The organism is Vibrio sp. FF266, from assembly GCF_041439695.1.
Taxonomy (GTDB): Bacteria; Pseudomonadota; Gammaproteobacteria; order Enterobacterales; family Vibrionaceae; genus Vibrio; species Vibrio tasmaniensis_A.
In genome coordinates this window covers 110,795-132,514 of the sequence record NZ_JBGOOO010000008.1, presented here as the reverse complement: position 1 = coordinate 132,514, position 21,720 = coordinate 110,795, and the positions used below count along the sequence as shown (strand labels likewise).

General features: G+C 45.9%; 13 protein-coding genes and 1 riboswitch. Of the genes, 6 read left to right on the top strand and 7 right to left on the bottom strand.

The window, feature by feature from the left end; genetic code table 11:
* Positions 1–100: 100 nt before the first annotated feature.
* From recD to ACED59_RS08970, 5 genes are all read right to left on the bottom strand, one after another.
* The gene (gene recD, locus ACED59_RS08990) at positions 101–2,326 is read right to left on the bottom strand and encodes an exodeoxyribonuclease V subunit alpha (protein ID WP_017098027.1); all 2,226 of its coding nucleotides are present in this window, start codon (positions 2,324–2,326) and stop codon (positions 101–103) included.
* Complete coding sequence (gene recB, locus ACED59_RS08985; RefSeq protein WP_017098028.1) at positions 2,326–6,000, bottom strand: exodeoxyribonuclease V subunit beta; 3,675 nt, start codon at positions 5,998–6,000, stop codon at positions 2,326–2,328. The genes recD and recB overlap by 1 nt, the downstream gene beginning before the upstream one ends.
* A gap of 265 nt (positions 6,001–6,265) precedes the next feature.
* The gene (locus ACED59_RS08980) at positions 6,266–6,421 is read right to left on the bottom strand and encodes a hypothetical protein (RefSeq protein WP_198928809.1); all 156 of its coding nucleotides are present in this window, start codon (positions 6,419–6,421) and stop codon (positions 6,266–6,268) included.
* Between the two features lie 6 nt (positions 6,422–6,427).
* Complete coding sequence (gene recC, locus ACED59_RS08975; RefSeq protein WP_017098029.1) at positions 6,428–9,901, bottom strand: exodeoxyribonuclease V subunit gamma; 3,474 nt, start codon at positions 9,899–9,901, stop codon at positions 6,428–6,430.
* A gap of 127 nt (positions 9,902–10,028) precedes the next feature.
* Complete coding sequence (locus ACED59_RS08970) at positions 10,029–11,024, bottom strand: TDT family transporter (protein ID WP_017098030.1); 996 nt, start codon at positions 11,022–11,024, stop codon at positions 10,029–10,031.
* Between the two features lie 161 nt (positions 11,025–11,185).
* On the opposite strand from ACED59_RS08970, the gene ACED59_RS08965 reads away from it, so the two are divergent.
* From ACED59_RS08965 to dapD, 6 genes are all read left to right on the top strand, one after another.
* Positions 11,186–12,082: a LysR family transcriptional regulator gene (locus ACED59_RS08965; protein ID WP_009848350.1), complete on the top strand. Its 897-nt coding sequence runs from the start codon at positions 11,186–11,188 to the stop codon at positions 12,080–12,082.
* A gap of 88 nt (positions 12,083–12,170) precedes the next feature.
* Positions 12,171–12,464, top strand: coding sequence for a YebG family protein (locus ACED59_RS08960; protein WP_004735185.1), 294 nt, complete (start codon positions 12,171–12,173; stop codon positions 12,462–12,464).
* A 154-nt stretch (positions 12,465–12,618) separates the two neighbouring features.
* A riboswitch (Fluoride riboswitch) is annotated at positions 12,619–12,702 on the top strand.
* Positions 12,703–12,896: 194 nt separating this feature from the next.
* The gene (locus ACED59_RS08955; RefSeq protein ID WP_009848349.1) at positions 12,897–13,589 is read left to right on the top strand and encodes an iron-sulfur cluster assembly scaffold protein; all 693 of its coding nucleotides are present in this window, start codon (positions 12,897–12,899) and stop codon (positions 13,587–13,589) included.
* A gap of 23 nt (positions 13,590–13,612) precedes the next feature.
* Positions 13,613–14,602, top strand: a complete 990-nt coding sequence (locus tag ACED59_RS08950) for a GGGtGRT protein (RefSeq protein WP_017098031.1) — start codon at positions 13,613–13,615, stop codon at positions 14,600–14,602.
* A 229-nt stretch (positions 14,603–14,831) separates the two neighbouring features.
* Entirely contained in the window at positions 14,832–15,473 is a 642-nt protein-coding gene (locus ACED59_RS08945) for a MarC family protein (protein ID WP_009848347.1), read from the top strand.
* 264 nt (positions 15,474–15,737) lie between these two features.
* Positions 15,738–16,769, top strand: a complete 1,032-nt coding sequence (gene dapD / locus ACED59_RS08940) for a 2,3,4,5-tetrahydropyridine-2,6-dicarboxylate N-succinyltransferase (RefSeq protein WP_017098032.1) — start codon at positions 15,738–15,740, stop codon at positions 16,767–16,769.
* Between the two features lie 98 nt (positions 16,770–16,867).
* On the opposite strand, the gene ACED59_RS08935 is transcribed toward dapD, so the two are convergent.
* Both ACED59_RS08935 and purL read right to left on the bottom strand, forming a co-directional pair.
* Positions 16,868–17,401 carry a DUF3332 domain-containing protein gene (locus ACED59_RS08935; protein ID WP_017098033.1) on the bottom strand — a complete coding sequence of 178 codons (534 nt, stop codon included), beginning with the start codon at positions 17,399–17,401 and terminating at the stop codon, positions 16,868–16,870.
* A 252-nt stretch (positions 17,402–17,653) separates the two neighbouring features.
* The gene (gene purL / locus ACED59_RS08930) at positions 17,654–21,550 is read right to left on the bottom strand and encodes a phosphoribosylformylglycinamidine synthase (protein ID WP_017098034.1); all 3,897 of its coding nucleotides are present in this window, start codon (positions 21,548–21,550) and stop codon (positions 17,654–17,656) included.
* Positions 21,551–21,720 lie beyond the last annotated feature (170 nt).

The following is a 21,720-nucleotide window of genomic DNA, read 5'->3' as shown; positions in this document are numbered from 1 at the left end:
AACGTTCAGAGCAACCACGGATGGTTGCTTTGTGTATACGATTTACCCTGCTATTTCGTTGTTTTACTTCCAGCAACACCTCCACTAAAACCAATGACCGTCAGTTAGTTAATCGACTTCCTAAACCACTCACTCGCTCTGTTTTTACCTTAATACCACGCTTCAATACATTGGTATCACTGAACATCATCAGTCGTTTCTTAGCACGTGTAATACCCGTATAGATAAGTTCTCGCGTTAAAATAGGGCTGAAGTCTGGCGGTAAGATCATTAAGGTCAGATCAAATTCACTGCCTTGAGATTTGTGTATCGTCATTGCATACGCGGTTTCATGATCAGGCACTCGACTTGGTAGTACAGCTTTTACACTGCCATCGGGCAATTCAAAGTACACCTTTAATCGAGGGGCTGAGTTATCATCAATTGAAGAAGAGCTACTTACATCAGCCTCAAGCATACAGATACCAATATCACCATTGTATAAACCTAAGCCATGATCATTGCGCGTTACCATTACTGGTCGCCCGTGATACCACAATTCATCGTTGTGCGGATTCACCAAGCGTCTTGCGGCAAGTGCCCTTTCGATTCTGTGGTTGAGGCCTTTAACACCAAAGTCACCTTCGCGAATGGAACACAGCAACCGACACTGGCTGAACAAATCGAGAACCGATTTCGCTCTCGCTTCTTGAGTTTCTAGCTCTTCCAATGGCACATTCATTCGGTTCAGATACGCACCATACTCATTAACTAAAGTACGTAGCATCAAGTTATAGCTGTCACTCGACAAGGGATGATTCTCAATATCCGCAAACCCTTTCGCAAACACTTGATCGACCTGATTAGCAGAGCCGTTATTGATCGCCTTTGCCAACTGTCCGATACCTGAACGTGCATCAAAACGGTAACTCTTCTGCAGCATACACAAACTATCTGCAATCGCAGGAGGGTTAAACGATCCTGTTTTGAGCTGCCTTGGTTTAGCTATCGCATCAAAGCCTGTCATTTCCGCAATCAAGTTACCTTGCGCTGTGCTGTAGCCTGTTGAATTAAACGAGCAGATATCACCCAACACAGCACCAGCTTCTACTGAAGCGAGCTGGTTTTTATCACCAAGCAGAATCAACCTTGCGTGTTCAGGGAGTGCATCCACCAGCTTATACATCATGGATAAGTCGACCATCGATGCTTCATCCACCACCAAGATATCAAGGTGAAGTGGATTACGTCGGTTGTGTCTAAACTCCGCTCGATTAGGAATAGCACCGAGCAGTCTGTGCAAGGTACTCGATTCCGTCGGTATGTTGGCCTTCACTTCAAGTGCTAAAGGCAGTTGCTCAATCGCTTTACCAATCGACTCGGTTAAACGTGCCGCCGCTTTACCTGTCGGAGCCACCAGCTTGATCGTCGGTATTTTACCTTGGCTGAGTGATTGCTCGACCATCGCCGACAGTAACTTAGTTACCGTGGTCGTTTTACCGGTACCCGGCCCACCAGAAATCACCGCGAAGCGACGACTTAACGCCACCGCTGCCGCTACTTTTTGCCAATTCAAACAAACAGATAACGGCACTAGACTATCCAGCACATCTAAATCGGTCACTTGTTTGGCTTGAACAATCGCTTGATCGATAGAACCCCAATCCAAAGCCTGTTCGTCGACAATATCTAGATGGTCACACACTAACTGTTGACGCAACACCTGAGAGGTTTGTTGGTTTACTTCAGCTTTGGCTAAGGCATTAAACAGAAAATGGTAACTACGTGCAAAAAGCTGATTGAGCGTTTCAGTCAGAGCCTTCTTCTGCTCAATATTGAACTCTACTGGCTTACTTAAACGGTTTAGAGTTTCAGCCAACACAACTTCGTAGTTCCAATAACGCTGTAAGTAGACACGTTGTCCATCAAACATTAGCGGCTTAATGCAGTCATTCGTTGTTCCAACTAGGTTAGATGATTGCAGAACAGTCACCCAATCAATACCCAACAGTTTTTGGTTCAATTGCAGTGCCGTTTCACCGTACAAACCAAGCAACTGGGCTAGATCTGTCGTTAGTTCAGGGCCTGCCTTATGCTGCTGTATAAGCTGAGTACAAATATGCCCCTTGCCTAATTCATGGCTTACAACGCCAGCTAGAAACCCGATCTCTTGAGAATGACTCGTCGCTTGCTGAGCAATAAAACGAGCAAACTGATAATCCAGCTGACGAATTGAACCTTTGTCCGCTAGGAACTTTAATACATCCATGAGCTGCTCAGGGATAAGTGAAACTGGCTTAACAGAATTCGCTGTTTCTATGGTGGTATTAGTGGTCGTTGTTGTCATTATAGAAGCCCCATCTGTCCAGTTTCATTGTCATTCAATTGTGCTGAACGCCTGTCTATCACTTTACCGTCAATCAATTGATCCATTTCATCGAGCAAAGCCAATGTAGGTTTCGCCGAGAAAATACCTTGTTGAGATTGGCCGTCCATTCCTCTTAAAAACAAGTAATAAACCCCACCAAAATGTTGTTCATAACTGTAATCTGCAACGCGGCTGCGTAAGAAGCGGTGCAGAGCCAACGCGTAGATTTGATATTGCAGATCATAGCGGTGGTCGGCCATCGCCGATTTCAATGCCTCACCATGGTAGACGGCAACATCATCACCTAAATGATTCGATTTCCAGTCGAGCACATAGTATTTACCTTGGTGCTCGAACACCAAATCGATGAAGCCTTTCAGCATGCCTTGCACGGTTTGGAAACCTAAATCGCCCGCTTTAGCCGATAACGGATCATGATATTGAATGGTTTGATTCAGCTCAGATGCGGCCAACACTTCGATCGGCAACAAGAACTCCATTTCGACTAATCGTTGAGTTGAGCCTTTCTCGCTCAGCTTTAAGTTCTTTCCATCTAAAGCGGTGTTTAGCACCGTATCAACAAGCTGTTGAAGCACAGGTAGCCACTCTAATTCGTATTGCTCTGACTCTAATAAGTGAGTAATTACTTGCGTGTTATGTTTGCTGGCTGCTGGCTCAGTAAATTCAACATCCTCAAACAAGGTATGCAAGAAAGTTCCAGGGCGAGCGCCACGAGGGAACGTGAATATAGAACGTTCAGGTTCAATCAACTCCGACTCGTCTTGTTCATCAGCCGAGTCAATATCGAAGCCAGACACCTCAATCGTGGCATCATGACTAGCTCCGTGACTGCCTTGTTTTACAAGTCCCGAGTAACTGGTTATTCGCCAAGCTCGGTCAATTGAAGCCTTCAGTTCACTGGCCTGTAAGTCTTCACTCACTTGCTCTGTTTGCACAAAAACTTGTTCGTGAGCGGTAGGCGTTTCAGACAGCAATACGCTTGAATTCTTCCCCTCAATCGCTGACAGAGCTTGATGTAACTCAGCGATGCCTTGCTCTTGTCCGTTTTGAACCAAGTAGCCCATAGCACTCAAATGTACACCGGTCGGCTCTTTGGTTGAACGCCCTTTACGTAGCGGTGCCATTCCAATAAAACATCCATAGACAGCACGAGTAAGCGCCACGTAAATCAAACGTAAGTCTTCCGCCAGTCGCTCTTTATCGGCTTGTGCCAAAGCACTATCACTGCCCGTAATATCAAGCACTGTGGTATCTGAGTCGTGATCGTAGAACTTACCTTCACTCGCTTCACGATAACTCGCCACGAACGGCAGGAATACTAGGTCATATTCCAAACCTTTCGATTTGTGAATGGTAACGATTTGAACCAAGTTTCTCTCTGACTCAAGACGCTGAATGTCGTCTTCACTGCCGCCTAAACCATTTTGAGCATCTGAGATCGCTTCTGCTAACCAACGCAGCAAGCCATAGTCGCTGTCGAGTTCTTGCCTAGCTTGTTGCAGCAATTCGCCAATGTGCATTAAATCAGTGAGTGAGCGCTCACCATTTTCTTCTTCCAGTAAGCGTTCCGCGAGATGTCGTTTGCTGATCACGCTGCGTAACATTGGCAACACGCCACGCTGTAGCCACAACTTACGATATTCTCGAAATTCGTTAACGACGTTTTCCCAAACCACTTCATCGTTGTTGAGTTCATCCAATGATGCGGCATCCAAAGAAAACAATTCCGACGCTAAACTCGCGCGCAATGCACGATCGTTTTCAGGTGTCAACACCGCTTGCAATAGGCGTTGAATATCTTGCGCGACCAAGCTGGTAAATACACTGTCTCGGTTAGACAAATACACACTAGCGATGCCTTGTTCCGACAACGCATTCTTAATCAGGCGACCTTCACTACCGGTTCGAACCAAGACAGCAATATCACCTGCATTCACGGCATGTTGCTTTTTACCGTTATCAAAATAAGCTTGCTCGTTTTGAGAAGCGGTCAGAATGGTTTGAATTTGACTCGCCGTCGCCTCAGCCATTGCTTTGTGATATTCGCCTTTTGGTAAGGGCTTGTCTTCAGTCTCTTGCAGCCAAAAAGTGAGCGCGTGTTGAGTTTGACCATCCATCACCCATTGGCGTTTGTCAGCCGATGGGCTCGCTGCTACGGGCAAAAATGGAATGTCTTGGTCGTAGATAAACGGGCTATCCGAATTCATAAACACTTGGTTTACCGCGCTGACCATATCAGCACTCGAACGCCAGTTAGTGCCTAACGTATAGTGAGCACTAACTTGGTTTCTTGCCTTAATGTAGGTAAAGATATCCGCACCACGGAAGCCATAGATAGCCTGCTTCGGGTCGCCGATCATAAACAGACCGCATTGCGGGTTATCGAGATAGATTCGGCTAAAAATACTGTATTGCAGCGGATCGGTATCTTGGAATTCATCGATCATCGCCACTGGGTATAAGGTGCGGATTCTCTCCACTAGCAATGATTGCTCATCCACATCAATTGACGCAGATAACTGAGTCAACAAATCATCAAACGATAACCACTGCTTCTGCTGCTTAGCCTTAGCTAACATAGTTCGACAATGGGTAATGGCATGCGCCAGCAATGGAGCTTTTAGATCTGCTGGATAATTTAAGAAGTCCTCAATCGCTTCGAAAACGGCGTGCTGAGGTGCAGTGCCTTTTGGTGTTTTCTCGATTAATGTTGCTTGTGAGAACTTCTCTAATTTATCTGGGAACTGGTAATCATGAGTGTCGCTCTGTGCCCATGCTGTGACGGCTTCTAACCAAGTCGGTAAAGACTTCTTGGTGTAGCTACGCTTGTTCACATCTGAACCTGAAATCAAAGCCAGAAAGTCCGCTTCAGATTCACACCACAACGCCTTAAGTTGCTTCACTTTATCTAGGTTTTGATTGTGCAGAGTTTGCAGGTCGCCCGACATTGCTTCGACGGTTAGCTTTAGTGGAGGACCCGTCAGGTAACGATTTACGTCAGCCAATAGAGAAGCGGGAGAACCCCAGATATTACGAACCTCACCTGCTAATTGAATTGGCAATGGGTAGAACTGTTTACGCCAATAGTCAGCTACCACTTGCGCTTTCAGGTGACTTTCATCGGTCACAAATTCATTATCAAAACGGCTTCCAGACTCAAAGGCATTTTGAGTCAGCATACGCTGACAGAAGCCGTGAATGGTGTATACCGCCGCCTCATCCATTTGTCTTTCGGCATTGAGTAAGGTTTTCGCAGCACCAGCATGATCATCAATGGCTTGTAACAAAGGCGCAATCACTGGGTCGTCACTTTGCCCACGTGCAAACGCGATACGTGCATCATGGATTCGAGCACGGATACGATCTCGTAGCTCTGCCGTTGCCGCTTCAGTAAAGGTCACAACCAATATTTGGTCTACGGTTAGCGGCTCATGGTGTCGAGTGGCTTCAGTCAGATCACCTTGTGGAGCGGCCGTGCCGTGCCCGAGCAGTAGGCGCAAGTACAAGCCAGCGATGGTAAATGTTTTACCCGTACCCGCTGATGCTTCAATTAAACGCGCGCCATGAAGTGGAAACGTCATGGTATCGAGTGTCTGTGGAGCGATTACCTGAACACTGCTTGTGGTCGTCATGCCTTACTGCCTTTTGATAGATGAGTCTGTTAAAAATGTGACTATTGCTATAAATGTGACCTAGCGTGGAAAACGTCATTCAATTTACGTCCTACGCTGATTTGTTAATAGTTAGTGCGATCTCTCTCACGGATCAATTCAGATCGCCTCGCTACTATGCGCCCACGAGTTCAGGAGCGTGTACGAGTTTTGTACTTTCCGGCGTTACTTTGAACCACAGAATAATGGTCCCTCTGACCTGTGGCCGTACAGCGAACGCCCTACACTAATAATGATTTACTGGCGGCCACTTTATTCCTGTACCTTGCTTCTCTTCACCTTGATTCCCTTCACCTTGAAAGCACGCATCCCAAATGCTTACCAGCAACTCTCTTTCGTTTTTCATTAATTCAGCACACTCGTTATCGATCTTGTCGATCACAAGCACTTACTCCTGCTCTTCCAGATCGGCAGCAGCCAACCTTGCCGCCTGTAGCACAAGCGTTGAATACATACGCGACTCAACAGCCAGATCATCGTCCCACTTAGACCAGATTCGTGAGATGTAGGTATCTCTACCCTCGCCCGTGAAGGCGAAGCTGTCATTAAAGGTATCGGCCATTTTCTTGAGTGACTTTTCTTCATCATCGACCCACTTACCACGGCTAAAGCCCACTTCAACACCAGCTAATGCCGTTTTCGGGAAGTATGGCAATGGTGCAGTCATACCTTGATAAAACAGTCGTACTAACTCAGCTAATATACTCTTCGCTTGCTGCGCATCGCCGATAGGTTGTAGCGTTTGGTGAACCACGCCCTCTTTTCTGTCATAGCCAATAATATGGGTCGTTTTTCCGTATCCCATAACAGCGCAGGATAGATGATCAATCCACGCAGCCAAGTAATCTTGAGAGCGTATTTTGCCACTACGGAAACGCACTAGACCTGATTGATAGTTTTGAGTTAACCACCCCATCAAGCGAACAGGCTTACCTTCGCCCAACACATCAAATTCGATATTTACTTCGAGATCTTGCTGCGGCGAACCGCTCACAAATCTAATCTCTTTGGCTAAGTCTTCCGCTTGAACACGATTGGTTTCAAATTCGATGTCACCGAAGGCGCCAACAGGTAATCGACCTTGTGCTTTTTGCTCAGAGACAAACTGTCGCACCGCTTCATCTGCACCTTCAGGATGGTCCAACAACACTTGCAGCAGAGCATCTTTAAGCTGGAAGCTCTCTAGTCCATTGAGTACGAATGGCTCATCGTCTTCCATTACAGGAAGTGGCGGCTCAAATACCACTTTTAGGCGGCGATTAAAGAAGTACTGTACTGGCAAACGCCAAAAACGCTGTAACTCAACCAAGTCGAGTTCTAACGGGTACGTCGCACCCAGCAAATAATCATCCAATGCACGATTGAATTCACCACTGCGTTCGCCAGAACGATTTGCCGCAGGTAGCCACTCTTTGGCGTAGCTCAATACATGGCTTGCGTCACCTTGAGTAAACGCAGCAGGGCTGAACGGTGTCATGGTGTGTTCAAAGCTGATCGCTTGAGTCAGGTTGACCCCAGAATCATCGCTTGGTAATGCTTGATCTTCACTTAAGCAATAGTTCTGTTGGCAGTACTCTATCAATTCAGAAACCAACACCGACGGCACTCGCTCGGTATTATCTTGAATCGAACGGCCAACATAGCTGATGTATAAACACTCTTGTGCTGACAGCATTGCTTCTAGGAATAGGTAGCGATCATCATCACGACGAGAACGATCACCCGGTCGTGTGCGTCCGTTCATCAAATCAAAACCTTCTGGCGGCATTGAGCGAGGGTAAACCCCATCATTCATGCCTAACAAACAGACGGTTTTGAACGGAATAGAACGCATCGGCATCAAGGTACAAAAGTTAACTTGACCCGCTAAGAAACGCTGGCTAATACGCGCGCCAGATAACTTATTATTGAGGTACTGGTAGATAATGCTTGGCGACAGTTCTTGTTCGTACAGGGCATCATCAAGCTGTTCATTCAGTTGTGAAAGTGCATCACGAATCGACTTAAGTACCACCTCGCCTTCCAGTTCAACCGCAAAGAAGTCATCAATCATTTGCAGCAAGGTTTCACGCCACATATCGATAGATTGGGTTTCAGTTAAGCGTTGACGGTAATGGGCGATACGATCGATAAAGTGCGCTAACTTACCCGCAAGTTCGGCGTTAATGCCCTGAACTTCGTTATAAGCGGCAATTGGAGAGTGTTCGGTTTCAAACAAACCCGCAGAGTCCGACATCGCATATCCTAATAACATGCGCTGAATGCCAAATAGCCAGGTATTTTGCTCGGTCGCAGGTAGATCAAATTCTGTCGCCGTTGAAGCATCAACACCCCAACGGATACCTGCTTCTTCAACCCATTGCTTGGCTTGCTCGAATTGAAACTCGTCAATACCAAAACGTGACATCATTGCAGGAATTTCTAACAGCTCTAGCAACTCAGAGGCTAAACAACGCGTGTTCGGTAGCGCGACTAACTGCATGAAAGCGGTCAGAATTGGGCTTTCTTGGTCTGCGGTTCTATCAGAAATCGAGTAAGGGATATAACGCTCACCCGGGGCATTACCAAATACTGCCTGAATCGCTGGGCTATAAGCATTAATATCAGACACCATCACGATGATATCGCGCGGTTTCAAGGTAGGGTCGGCATCAAACATTGCCAACAGCTGATCATGAAGGACTTCAACCTCACGCATTGGGCTATGACAAGCGTGCACCGTCAACGAGCGATCGCCAAGCTCAACCACCTGTTTATGGTTACTGGAGTCTAAAATTTCATCATTGCGATGCTCTTCCAATTCAAGGATATCTCTTTGAATTTGATGCAATAAGCCATCTCGCTCTACATCAATAAAAAATTGATACTCCTCAGTATCTCCCTCAGAGAGCAAAAGTAAGTTATCTCGTCCTAATTTTCCCATCGAAGCCAATAAGTTATTTCCAATGGCATTATCAATATGCAGTTCATCATGCACTTCATACTTCCCCCCTTCCATTAAGGAAGACGAGCCAACTGATGAAACCATGTTGTTAGACAAGGCGAGCTTTTTACGCTGCTTAGCATCGAATCTTGCTAAATCTTTGAGGCTTTTGATATCACCCCAATAAGGCTTACTTGGATTGGTAAACATCAAGTGCACATCAATCTGCTCACCTAGAGCTTTCAACGCATCCATATAACGAGGAGGCAGCGAAGAAATACCAAACACAAATAAGCGCTTAGGCAGATGCTGCAGTTGGCCTTGTTGATTGGCTAGCGCTTCAATGAAGTCGTGATACAAGTTGCCACGGTGGTATTTAGATTGGCCTTGGGACAGAGTTTGATCATAGAGCTCTTGCCACAAAATCGGTTGCCAAGGGTGCTCTTGCTGCCCTTCCTCATCGATAAGTTCTGCAACGGACTCTCCCGCTTCCCACATCGCCATCCATTCAGGTCGATACACTAAGTAGCCATCGAAGATATCAGCAATTTTCTCTGCCAATTGGTACAACTTCGAATCATCTTCGTCGTTTTCAAGATAGCGCTGTAAAGGAAGAAAATCAGGGTGGTCAAGCTTAGCGGGTAGCAAACTCATCAACTTCCACGTCATCGCTTCTTTGTTAAAAGCACTGCGTTTAGGTACATCAGGAAGCACTTGGGTAAACATATCCCAAATGAAGGTTGCTGGAAGTGGGAAATCGATATTTGCTGCTACGCCAAACTCTTTGGCGAGTTCCATCTTAAGCCATTGAGACATGCCTGGGCTCTGAACCAAGATCTGCTCTTTTTCGAAAGGATTGGCCAAAGGGTCACTTTTAATTAAGTGAACGAGAAGGATTTTTAAAGTATCGACTTTATTGGAATGGTAAACAGTAAACAAAGTGCACTCACGCTAATCTTGCCACAATATAAAGCCAGATTAGCATAAGTACCGAGTTTGGATTAGGAATATAAGCTTATGAAATACTGAAAACTTAAGGTCCGTTTATCTTTTGAACTATTGCTTCTTACAATCTACTGCCTACCGCACTTAGAACACGGTGAGGTTTGTAATTCATGTAATAACGAACCGCCACATAACCCACTACAAACGTTGCCACAATCAATTCTAGATACGCTAGGTTGAACACTTGATCTACATAGTGAGTTTCCACACCAACAGTTTGCATCCAAGCCGCCAATTTGAATAACGCCGTTGCACCAATCACGATTGGGAATGTAAACGCCGCATAGCCCGGGCTGAATGGCAGACGAAGTAGTTTGAAAAACGCGATGTAGATAATAAACGTCATCAACACTGCAATACCAAAGAGTAACCCAATGATCACTGGCGAAGGATTTGCCGTCACCGTTAGGTAGCCAGCTAAAGATAGACTTGCTGGTGCCGCCATAATCGCAATGGTTGGTTTTGCTGCGTCAGGCACTTCATGAGAGAAGATCAAACGGTAAATCATGAGAGGTAGCATTACCGCATAAACCAATAAGCCAAAGACTAAAGTCGCGTGAGCAACGGGTTCTAAGATCGGGTTACCTGAAAAAGAAACGTCTGCCACGATAATACCGATTGGTGGCACAAACCAACTTGGCACCATGTGGTGAATCTCAAAGTTTTTAGCTCTGTGGTATAAGAAGCTCACCAAGAACACGACATGTAACGCTACCGAAGCGAGCCACACAGCTTCTTGTAAGAATTGAGAGATCGGAGCCAACGAAGCAGACACCACCATACAACCCATTGCGAATGTGGGTACAACACTGCCGACAACAGGGTGAGCAAGGTCTTCACGTAATAAGTGGCCGTGAATCAAAAATTTCACAGCTAAAACAAGAAGCAATACCGCCGCAATACCAGCACTGACCCACTGCACCAAACCCGGTGTGTGCAAAATACCTTGTGCGACTAAAACACCATCCCAACACCAGCCTAAACTTGCAATTGCGAGTGCTAACCCTGCCATGGGAGTTGGAGCTCCTGTTAATCTATATTTAATACGTTGAATCATGTCAGCCTCTCTTAAACTTAATTCACTAAACTTGTGAACTCATCAGCTTGTTGAAGCCATAATACGCTTGCGCTTCGTTAAACAATATCCAATTATATATAACAAATGTTCATTAATACTGAACGATACCTTTCCTCCAGCAGCGTAAAACTAGGAACCTGATGGCTAATATTTCAATCAAACAACTCAAAGTGTTTGTCACCATTACCCAGCACTCGACATTGACCGCAGCCTCTGAGGCTCTGTTTCTGTCTAAGGCCGCTGTCAGCATGGCGCTAGGCGAAATGGAGAAACAACTCGGTCACTCTCTATTTGACCGGGTTAATAACCGATTAATTCTCAATCAAGAAGGACAAAAGCTTCTTCCTTTGGCGGATGAGATATTACATCGTGCTGCTGGTATTGATGTTTTGTTCCGTGACGACCAGCCTTTAAGTGGCAATCTAAAGGTCGGTGCGAGTGACACAATTGGTAATCAGGTCGCACCGTTTATTCTGTCTGGCTTTCGCGAGCTAACTCAGCATCAAGATCAGAGCTTATTCATTTCAAACAGTGCGCTGATCTGCCAAAAGTTGGTGGATTATGAACTGGATATCGCTTTAATTGAAGGAAAAACACTCCATCCGGAGTTGATCTCTAGCCAGTTCAGTAGCGATGAAATGTGTATTATTGTTAGTAATCAACACCCTCTCAATTCAAAAGAAAAAGTGATTTTAAGCGATTTAGAAGATAGTCATTGGATTTTACGTGAGTCTGGTTCAGGCACTCGCGAGTTTTTCCTGCGTGCCGTCGCACCGCGTATCGAACATTGGTATGAATCCTTTGAGCTCAACACGACTGAGGCGATCATCAATTCTGTTTCTGCCAATCTTGGATTCGCGTGTTTATCACGGCTGGCTGCGCAACGAGCAATTGACTCAGGCCGAGTGAAAGCACTCGATGTCCCACTCGACATGAAACGTCGATTCTGGATGCTGGTCCATAAAGACAAATATCAAAGCCCGCTACTGAAATCTTTCATGAGTTATTGTGAAGACTGGGCTACACATCAAGATTGAGGCCGCATTGTTAGGGCTCCAACTGGACTTTTAACATCAGAAACTGTATAAAAAGCCAGTAAAATTTATCAAACTTAGAGGATTAACCATGGCTGTTATCGTCAAGTACGTGGTCGAACGCAACGGAGAAGAGAAAATGACTTTTACCTCTAAAGCCGAAGCTGACGCATACGACAAAATGCTGGATATGGCTGATGAGCTTTTTGAACTATTAAGCAAAAGCGATTTAGTTGAAGATGAAGGCAAGCAAGAAGAGCTTGCTATGTACCTAGCGAAGAACAAAGAAGAAGTTCTTTACGCATTAGGTGCTAAGCGTAAACCAGCTCCGAAAAAAGAAAAGAAGCTTGAAGCTGTTGAAGACGCAGAAGAAGATGCCGCTTAATTAGCTGAAGTTTTCTAAAAAACGTCAATAATGTCTCTAATCAGAGCTCGTTATTGGCGTTTTTTTATACTTATCGAAATATAATGAACTCTGTTTATAGTCGAAATCGCTCTAAACATTCGCTTGCACAAAAGTGTGATTAAGATCTAATCTATAGCCATCAGGTGATGGGGTTCCACCTAAGCTTTTGCTTCAACCGCCCGTTCTTTTGAACCGTGCTAATGACTCCTACAGAATCGAAAACAGGTAATACTGTTGGATGTATCGCTACTCCTCCATTTTGGAATGGACTTAGTCTATTAAGACTGAGCTTCATGTCACCTTTGGATGATCGATACTCAAGATCTGTAGTGAATTAGCCGCACCTCTTCCAACACGTCCTGTTTTCTCAACGCCCTAGGTCTTAAATGGCTCTATCAGTGAGAAAACATTATGCACTACTCTTCAGAAATTCAATCAATGTGCCCTATTCAAAGGGGTGATCTTCACACTTCAGCGCCAATTCCAGTTGAAGGCGCCATGGTTAGCCCAAAAGATGTCATCGCTATTTCTGGTTTAAGCCATGGCGTAGGCACTTGTGCACCACAACAAGGTGCAGCAAAACTAACGCTGAACGTAAAAAACGGCATCATCGAAGAAGCGCTAATCGAAACGATTGGTTGTTCAGGCATGACTCAATCAGCCGCGATGGCAGCCGAAATCCTCACAGGAAGAACCATTCTTGAAGCTCTGAATACTGACTTGGTGTGTGATGCAATCAACGTAGCGATGCGTGAAATCTTTCTGCAATTCGTTTACGGTCGAACTCAATCCGCATTCTCTGAAGGCGGCCTAGAAATTGGCGCAGCATTGGAAGACTTAGGTCAAACACAACGTAGCCAAGTAGGCACCAGCTATTCAACTTCAGCGAAAGGCGTTCGTTACCTAGAGCTTGCAGAAGGCTACGTGACCAAGCTTGCACTTGATGATCACAGCGAAGTGATTGGCTACGAATATCTCAACCTCGGCAAAATGATGAAGGCGATTAACCAAGGCATGCCAGCTAATGAAGCTGCTGACCTTGCGACGGGGACTTATGGTCGCTTCGATGAAGCCGTTACCACCATTAACCCACGCCAACACTAATTTTGCCAATTTAGAGGAAAGATATGATGAACACTCAATTTAATGAATCGGTAACTCGCGTATTGGCAGAAATGAACTTCGACTCTTTAGAGCAAGCGAACCAATACTGCAAAGCCCACAACGTTGATCCAAAAGCTTTGGTGATGGACACCCAGCCTATCGCTTTTGAAAGCGCTGCCGATGCTTATATCCTTGGTTCAGCACTGGCGCTATTTCGCAAAGCCACCAGCGCAGAACAAGCAGCGAATATCATTGGTGAAGGCCTTCAAGCATTCACCAAACCCGGCAGTGTTGCTGAGCAACGCCAAGTAGGGATCGGCCACGGTGCGCTAGCTGCGCGTCTTCTCAATGAAGAGAGCCACTGTTTTGCTTTCCTTGCGGGCCATGAATCTTTTGCTGCTGCAGAAGGTGCAATAAAAATCGCACTCAACGTCAACAAATCACGTCACAACCCATTAAAGGTAATACTCAATGGCCTAGGTAAAGATGCAGCTTACTTAATTTCTCGCATCAATGGTTTTACCTATGTACGCACTCAGTACGATTACCAAACAGGCGAGCTTGTTGAAACAGAACGTCGCCGCTTCTCACAAGGCCCTCGCGGAGAGATCTTGTGTTACGGCGCTGATGATGTACGTGAAGGCGTGGCAATCATGCACAGAGAAGAAGTGGATGTAAGTATTACGGGTAACTCAACTAACCCAACGCGCTTCCAACACCCTGTTGCAGGTATCTACAAAGCAGAACGTACTCGCCAAGGTTTACCTTACTTCTCAGTTGCTTCAGGCGGCGGTACAGGTAGAACATTGCACCCAGATAACGTGGCAGCAGGCCCAGCGTCTTACGGCATGACAGATACCATGGGCAGAATGCATGCTGATGCTCAGTTCGCAGGTAGCTCTTCTGTTCCGGCTCACGTGGCAATGATGGGCTTCATCGGTATGGGTAACAACCCAATGGTCGGTGCGACAGTTGCATTGGCTGTAGCAGTAAGCGAATCTCAAAACGCATAACGACAACGTTGGGCGCCACGATCTATCCATAGAATAGAGTCCGTTAACTGAGAAACAAGCAATAACAGACGACCAAAACTCTACACCTATCACTAAAACCAAACAGCCAGCCTTATGCTGGCTGTTTTTTATTCACACTTGCTCTACTATCTATTTCTAATAATTATTTGTATCTAAGATTAAATACACAAACCATTTGTATTTAACTGCATCTTTTCAAAGGAATAATATGAAAGAGCTCATCATTCATACCATTACCGTGTTCATGGGCTTTTTTGCCATCATGAACCCAATCGCTAATACGCCAATTTTTCTTGGATTAACCGGTGACAATGACAGGGAAACCGTCAAATCGATCGCTTTCCGTTCAGTGTTTATCGCATTCATCATCGTCAGTACTTTTGCACTCTCTGGCAAACTTATCTTTGACCTCTTTGGTATCACACTTTACGCACTTCGCATCACAGGCGGCATTTTGGTCTTTTTGATTGGCTTCCACATGCTGCAAGGTGATTCAACACACGCCAAAGCAAAAGAGAAAGTGAACTCAGACGCCCAGAAAGACGCTGCTCTAAGTATCGCCGTCTCACCACTTGCAATGCCAATTCTCGCTGGCCCCGGCACCATTGCCACTGCGATGAACTTTGCCAGTACCGAGGGGGTCTATGAAACCATCATAACCATCGTCGCTTTCGGCCTACTATGTACCTTAACCTATGTCTTATTTGTATTCGGCGAGCGATTTGTTAAAGCTGTCGGACCAAGTGCATTGAACGTGATAACCCGAATGATGGGTTTAATACTCGCCGTTATCGGTATGCAGATGTTGATTGAAGGGATTGAGCAGGCTTATAAAGCGCTATTTATCTAAAGAGTGTTGTTCATTTAAAGAACGTTGGTTATCTAACTTTGATATCAAATTTTGTTGAATTGCATCATTTTCTCATTGCAGAAAACTATCTCCAGAAAGACAAGCAATATCATTTTACAGACTTTATCCCGATGCGCCCTTTCATAACTAGGGCGCTCTCTTTATGATGAACGCAATTAAATTAACTTTGCTAACGGCAGCGCTTGTTATTCGAGCCGCTGTTATGAAATAGCAAAATCAAGACTCAACACATGGAGATTCAACATGGCTTACTTTTCACTAGCCTTCGGTACGGCAACCAAAAACCGCGACAATAACATCATTGAAGCGTTCTTCCCTAACCCACTTCTAGACCCAAGCGACGCTCTTGTTGCGGCTATTGGTGAAGTTGCAGGTTACACTGAAGGCAACCAAGCTATCGAAATCTCTGCAGCACAAAGCGCAGAACTCGCGAAAGCATTCGCAGCAAACGACGATGCAGCAAACGCATCTTTCGCAGAAAAAGCAGCAGCATCTGAGCAACCTCTTGTTCTTGTTGTTCTTGCGACTGACGAGAAGCCAGCATCAGTTGCTGAAGGCTTCCTTAAGCTGCAACTTATCTCTAACCGCCTAGTTCAACCACACGGTACGGTACTAGACGGTATCTTCGGTCTACTGCACAACATCGCATGGACTAACGAAGGCCCTATCGATCTTCCTGAGCTGGCTGAGCGTCAAATCGAAGCTCGCCTAGCGGGTCGCGCTCTGTCTGTAGATTGCGTAGACAAGTTCCCTAAAATGGTGGATTACGTGGTACCAACAGGCATTCGTATTGCTGACACTTCTCGTGTTCGTCTTGGTGCACACGTAGGCGAAGGCACAACAGTAATGCACGAAGGTTTCATCAACTTCAATGCGGGTACTACTGGCGTAAGCATGGTTGAAGGTCGTATCTCTGCGGGTGTTGTTGTGGGTAACGGTTCAGACATCGGCGGCGGCGCTTCTATCATGGGTACTCTGTCGGGTGGCGGTACTATGGTTATCTCTATCGGCGAAAACTGCCTACTAGGCGCAAATGCGGGTCTTGGCTTCCCAATGGGCGATCGTTGTACGGTTGAGTCTGGTCTTTACGTGACTGCGGGTACTAAGGTTCGCATGTTAGATAAAGAAGGCAACGAAGTAGAAATCATTAAAGCTCGTGACCTTGCTGGCGTTTCTGATCTTCTGTTCCGTCGTAACTCGATTACTGGCCAAATTGAATGTCTAGCGAACAAGTCAGCTGTTGAACTGAACAGCGAGCTACACAGCAACAACTAATCTACGCACTAGATGCTAAATTACTAGATACTAAAAAACACGAAGCCGCTGGAGGTAAATCCAGCGGCTTTTCTTTTATCTATATAAAACGGAAAGCGTTACACTTTCTCGGCAGCTAACTGCTCAAGCGCTTGAATAGAGGTTTCTGATACTAACGTACCATCCATGTAGTAACTGACCTTATCACCATCGCGTACGCCTAACAGCACCGCTTTTTGACCATCATTGTAAGTAATATCCATACGAATGGTATTCTCATCAATTTGCTGCATCTCACCCCATTCGATCTGACGATTATTAAAGCCAAGTGGGGCTTCTTTTAGTGAATCGTCTAGGCTGTCGTTCACATCAATCATGGTATCGACTTTACTATCGAAGATATGAGGCGCGCCTGTGAGTGGATTTTTCCCCGCCCAGAATTCGATCGAGTTAAACACGATGTAATCGGCTGCGAATGTTAAAGCGTAAACGGGAGCAAGCAAGAAGTTGACCCCAGCACGAGCGTAACGGTTATCTACAACCTCAACGTTGAACTTCATTAATTTCCCAGTAACGGCATTACTACCGACACACCCAGCTAACGACATGACAATCGCTGCCACTGCAACTGCTTTTGTGATTGTTGTTTTCATAGATCCCTCTTATGCCACAATGATTGATTCGGTTTTTGCATAGCCAAACAGCAGTCTTCCTGTTCACGTACAGAAATTCATGGCCTAACAAATTGATTCCATAACATTTAGCGTAGTGGAGTTTTTTAGAACAGCAAACTGCAAACGTTAATTGTTTCGCTCTGGTTCCTAAAGAGTTGCCAATAAAAAAGCGCAGACCTTTCAGTCTGCGCTTTTATTAGTTTTTAAAACTATTCGGTTTTGTGAACCAGATTAACCCACATTCTTACGTGCGTTTTGGAACATACGCATCCAAGCGCCATTCTCGCCCCAACCTTCTGGAGACCAAGAGTTAGCAACCGTACGGAATACACGCTCTGGGTGAGGCATCATGATAGTCACACGGCCATCCGTCGTTGTTAGACCAGTGATAGCATTTGGCGAACCGTTCGGGTTGTTCGGGTATTGCTGCGTTTGGTTACCGTTGTTGTCAACGTAACGTAGGGCAACTGTACCTGAGTTTTCAATCGCGTTTAGGTGGTCGTTATCACGCACTTCTACGCGGCCTTCACCATGAGAAACAGCGATTGGCATACGAGAGCCTTCCATACCGTTGAAGAATACAGAATCTGACTTCTGAACTTCAACTAGGCTGAAACGTGCTTCAAAACGCTCAGATTCGTTGCGAACGAAACGTGGCCAGTACTCAGCACCAGGGATTAGCTCGCGCAGGTTAGACAGCATCTGACAACCGTTACACACACCTAGAGAGAAGGTATCTTCACGCTTGAAGAAGTTTTCAAACTGGTCACGAGTAGAGTCGTTAAACAGAACCGACTTAGCCCAACCTTCACCAGCGCCTAGTACATCACCGTAAGAGAAGCCACCACAAGCCACAAGGCCGTTGTACTCTTCTAGTACCGCTTGACCCGTTAGGATGTCGCTCATGTGAATATCAGTTACTTCGAAGCCTGCACGGTCAAATGCGGCTGCCATTTCAACGTGAGAGTTAACACCCTGCTCACGTAGAATCGCCATTTTAGGCTTAGCGCCCGTGTTGATGTAAGGAGCAGCAATGTCTTCATTTACGTCGAAGCTTAGTTTCACGTTCAGACCTGGGTCTGAGTTGTCTTTCTTCGCTTCGTGCTCTTGGTCTGCACAGATTGGGTTATCACGTAGACCTTGCATCTTGTGCGTAGTTTCAGCCCAAATAGTACGTAGTTCAGTACGGTTACGCTCAATCACAACCGACTCACCAGACTTAATCACTAGCTCATCAGATGCCTCAACAGAACCAATTACGTGTGAACACGCTTCTAGACCGTTTGCTGCAAGAGTAGAAAGAACAGCGTCTAGGTCGTCGTTGCGAACTTGGATTACCGCACCTAACTCTTCATTGAATAGTGCTGCTAGTGTGTCTTTGCCTAAAGCTTCAATGTTTGCATTAACACCACAGTGACCTGCGAATGCCATTTCAGCAAGAGTTACGAATAGACCACCGTCGCCTTTATCGTGGTAAGCCACAACTTGGTCGTTAGCCACAAGAGCTTGAACACCTTCGTAGAAACCTTTTAGTTGCGCTGCGTTGTCTACGTCTGCTGGCTTGTCACCAAGCTGCTTGTAAACTTGCGCCAGTGCCGTTGCACCTAGACGGTTTTTGCCGTTACCTAGGTCGATAAGAACTAGTGAAGTATCACCTTTGTCAGTGCGAAGCTGAGGCGTAATCGTCTTACGAACATCTTCAACACGCGCAAACGCAGTGATAACAAGAGATAGCGGAGACGTTACTTCTTTCTGCTCGCCATTCTCTTCCCACTTAGTCTTCATCGACATTGAGTCTTTACCCACAGGGATAGTTAGACCCAGTGCCGGACATAGCTCTTCACCCACGGCTTTAACCGCTTCGTAAAGACCTGCATCTTCACCTGGGTGACCAGCTGGAGACATCCAGTTAGCTGACAATTTAATGTGTTTGATATCGCCGATGTTCGTCGCTGCGATGTTAGTGATTGCTTCACCAACCGCTAGACGAGCTGACGCGCCAAAGTCTAGAAGAGCTACTGGCGTACGCTCACCAAGAGACATCGCCTCACCATGGTAAGAGTCGTAGCTTGCTGCTGTTACTGCGCAGTTTGCTACAGGAACCTGCCATGGGCCAACCATTTGGTCACGAGCCACAAGGCCGGTTACCGAGCGGTCACCGATAGTGATAAGGAATGTTTTCTCTGCCACTGTTGGTAGGCGAAGAATACGGTCAACCGCTTCGTTTAGTTCGATACCAGAACGGTCAATCGCTGGGTTGTTTGCTTTTAGCGTTTTCGCGTCACGGTGCATCTTAGGCGTTTTACCTAATAGGATGTCCATTGGCATATCGATTGGCGTGTTGTCGAAGTGTGAATCTTCTAATTTAAGATCACGTTCTTCAGTTGCTTTACCAACCACTGCGTACGGTGCACGTTCACGCTTACAAATCGCATCGAACGTTGCCATGTCTTTATCAGCAACCGCCATTACATAACGCTCTTGAGATTCGTTACACCAGATCTCAAGTGGGCTCATGCCCGGCTCATCATTTGGCACGTCACGTAGGTTAAAGATACCGCCACGCTCGCCATCGTCGACTAGCTCAGGAAGTGCATTCGAGATACCACCCGCGCCCACATCGTGGATAAATGCGATTGGGTTCGCATCACCAAGCTGCCAACAACGGTCGATAACTTCCTGACAACGACGCTCCATCTCTGGGTTTTCACGTTGTACAGAAGCAAAATCTAAGTCTTCAGAAGAAGAACCAGAATCCATTGAAGATGCAGCACCGCCACCAAGGCCGATGTTCATTGCAGGACCGCCAAGAACGATCAGGCTTGCACCTACTGGGATCTCTTTCTTCTGAACATGATCATCACGAATGTTACCTAGACCACCAGCGAGCATGATTGGCTTGTGGTAACCACGTACTTCTTCACCTGCGTGAGAGTTTACTTTCTCTTCGTAAGTACGGAAGTAACCTAATAGGTTTGGACGACCAAATTCGTTGTTGAATGCTGCACCACCAAGAGGGCCTTCAAGCATGATATCCAAAGCAGTAACGATACGGCTCGGCTTACCAAAGTCTGTTTCCCAAGGTTGAACGAAGTTCGGGATCTTAAGGTTAGATACAGAGAAAGCAACCAGACCTGCTTTTGGCTTACCGCCAATACCAGTTGCGCCTTCATCGCGGATTTCACCGCCTGAACCTGTTGATGCACCCGGCCATGGAGAGATTGCTGTAGGGTGGTTGTGCGTTTCAACTTTCATCAAGATATGTGTTTTTTCTTGGTGGTAGTTGTACTGGCGAGTTTCTGGATCTGGGAAGAAACGACCCACTTCAGAACCTGTCATTACCGCTGCGTTATCTTTATAAGCAGACAGAACGTGCTCTGGTGTCGTTTCAAAGGTGTTCTTAATCATCTTGAACAATGATTTTTCTTGCTTAACGCCATCGATAGTCCAATCAGCGTTAAAGATCTTGTGACGACAGTGCTCTGAGTTCGCTTGTGCAAACATCATTAGTTCGATGTCAGTCGGGTTACGACCTAGCTTCTCGGTGAAGCTTTCAAGAAGGTAATCGATCTCATCTTCTGCAAGTGCAAGACCTAGGGTAACGTTTGCTTTTTCAAGCGCTTTACGTCCGCCAGTTAATAGGTCAACTTCCGCATAAGGAGCAGGCTCAGCCACGCTAAATAGTGCCGCCGCTGACTCGAAGTCAGTGAAAACCACTTCCATCATACGGTCGTGCAGGATTGCTTTCAGCTCAACAAGTTGAAGCTCAGAAAGTTCAGCAGAGGTTTCAATGTAGAAAGCAGTACCGCGCTCTAGACGTGACACTTTAGCCAGTCCACAGTTGTGTGCGATATCTGTTGATTTTGAAGACCAAGGCGAGATAGTGCCCGGGCGTGGCGTTGCAAGCAGCAGTAAACCTTCAGGTTCATGCTCTTCAATCGTTGGACCGTAAGTCAGTAGCTTTTCTAGCTTCTCAACTTCAGACTCATCTAGGTCTGCCGTTAGATCAGCAAAGTGGGCAAACTCAGCGTAAATACCTGTTACAGGTAAGCTTAATTCACGACAAAGCTCTAAAAGCTTGTTAACACGAAACTCAGATAGAGCTGGGGAGCCACGCAAAATTCTCATGTGCTTAGGTCTCTTATGCAGTTGATTAAGGTAGTATTGGAATAAATTCAGTGGGTTATAGGAACAACCTAACTGTTTTCTTCGAAGCTATTCCCGAAGGTTGCCAAACCTATGCCGATTCCACCTCTTCAATGCGAGCGCATTATAAAGCATTTCTTTTTGTGACGTAA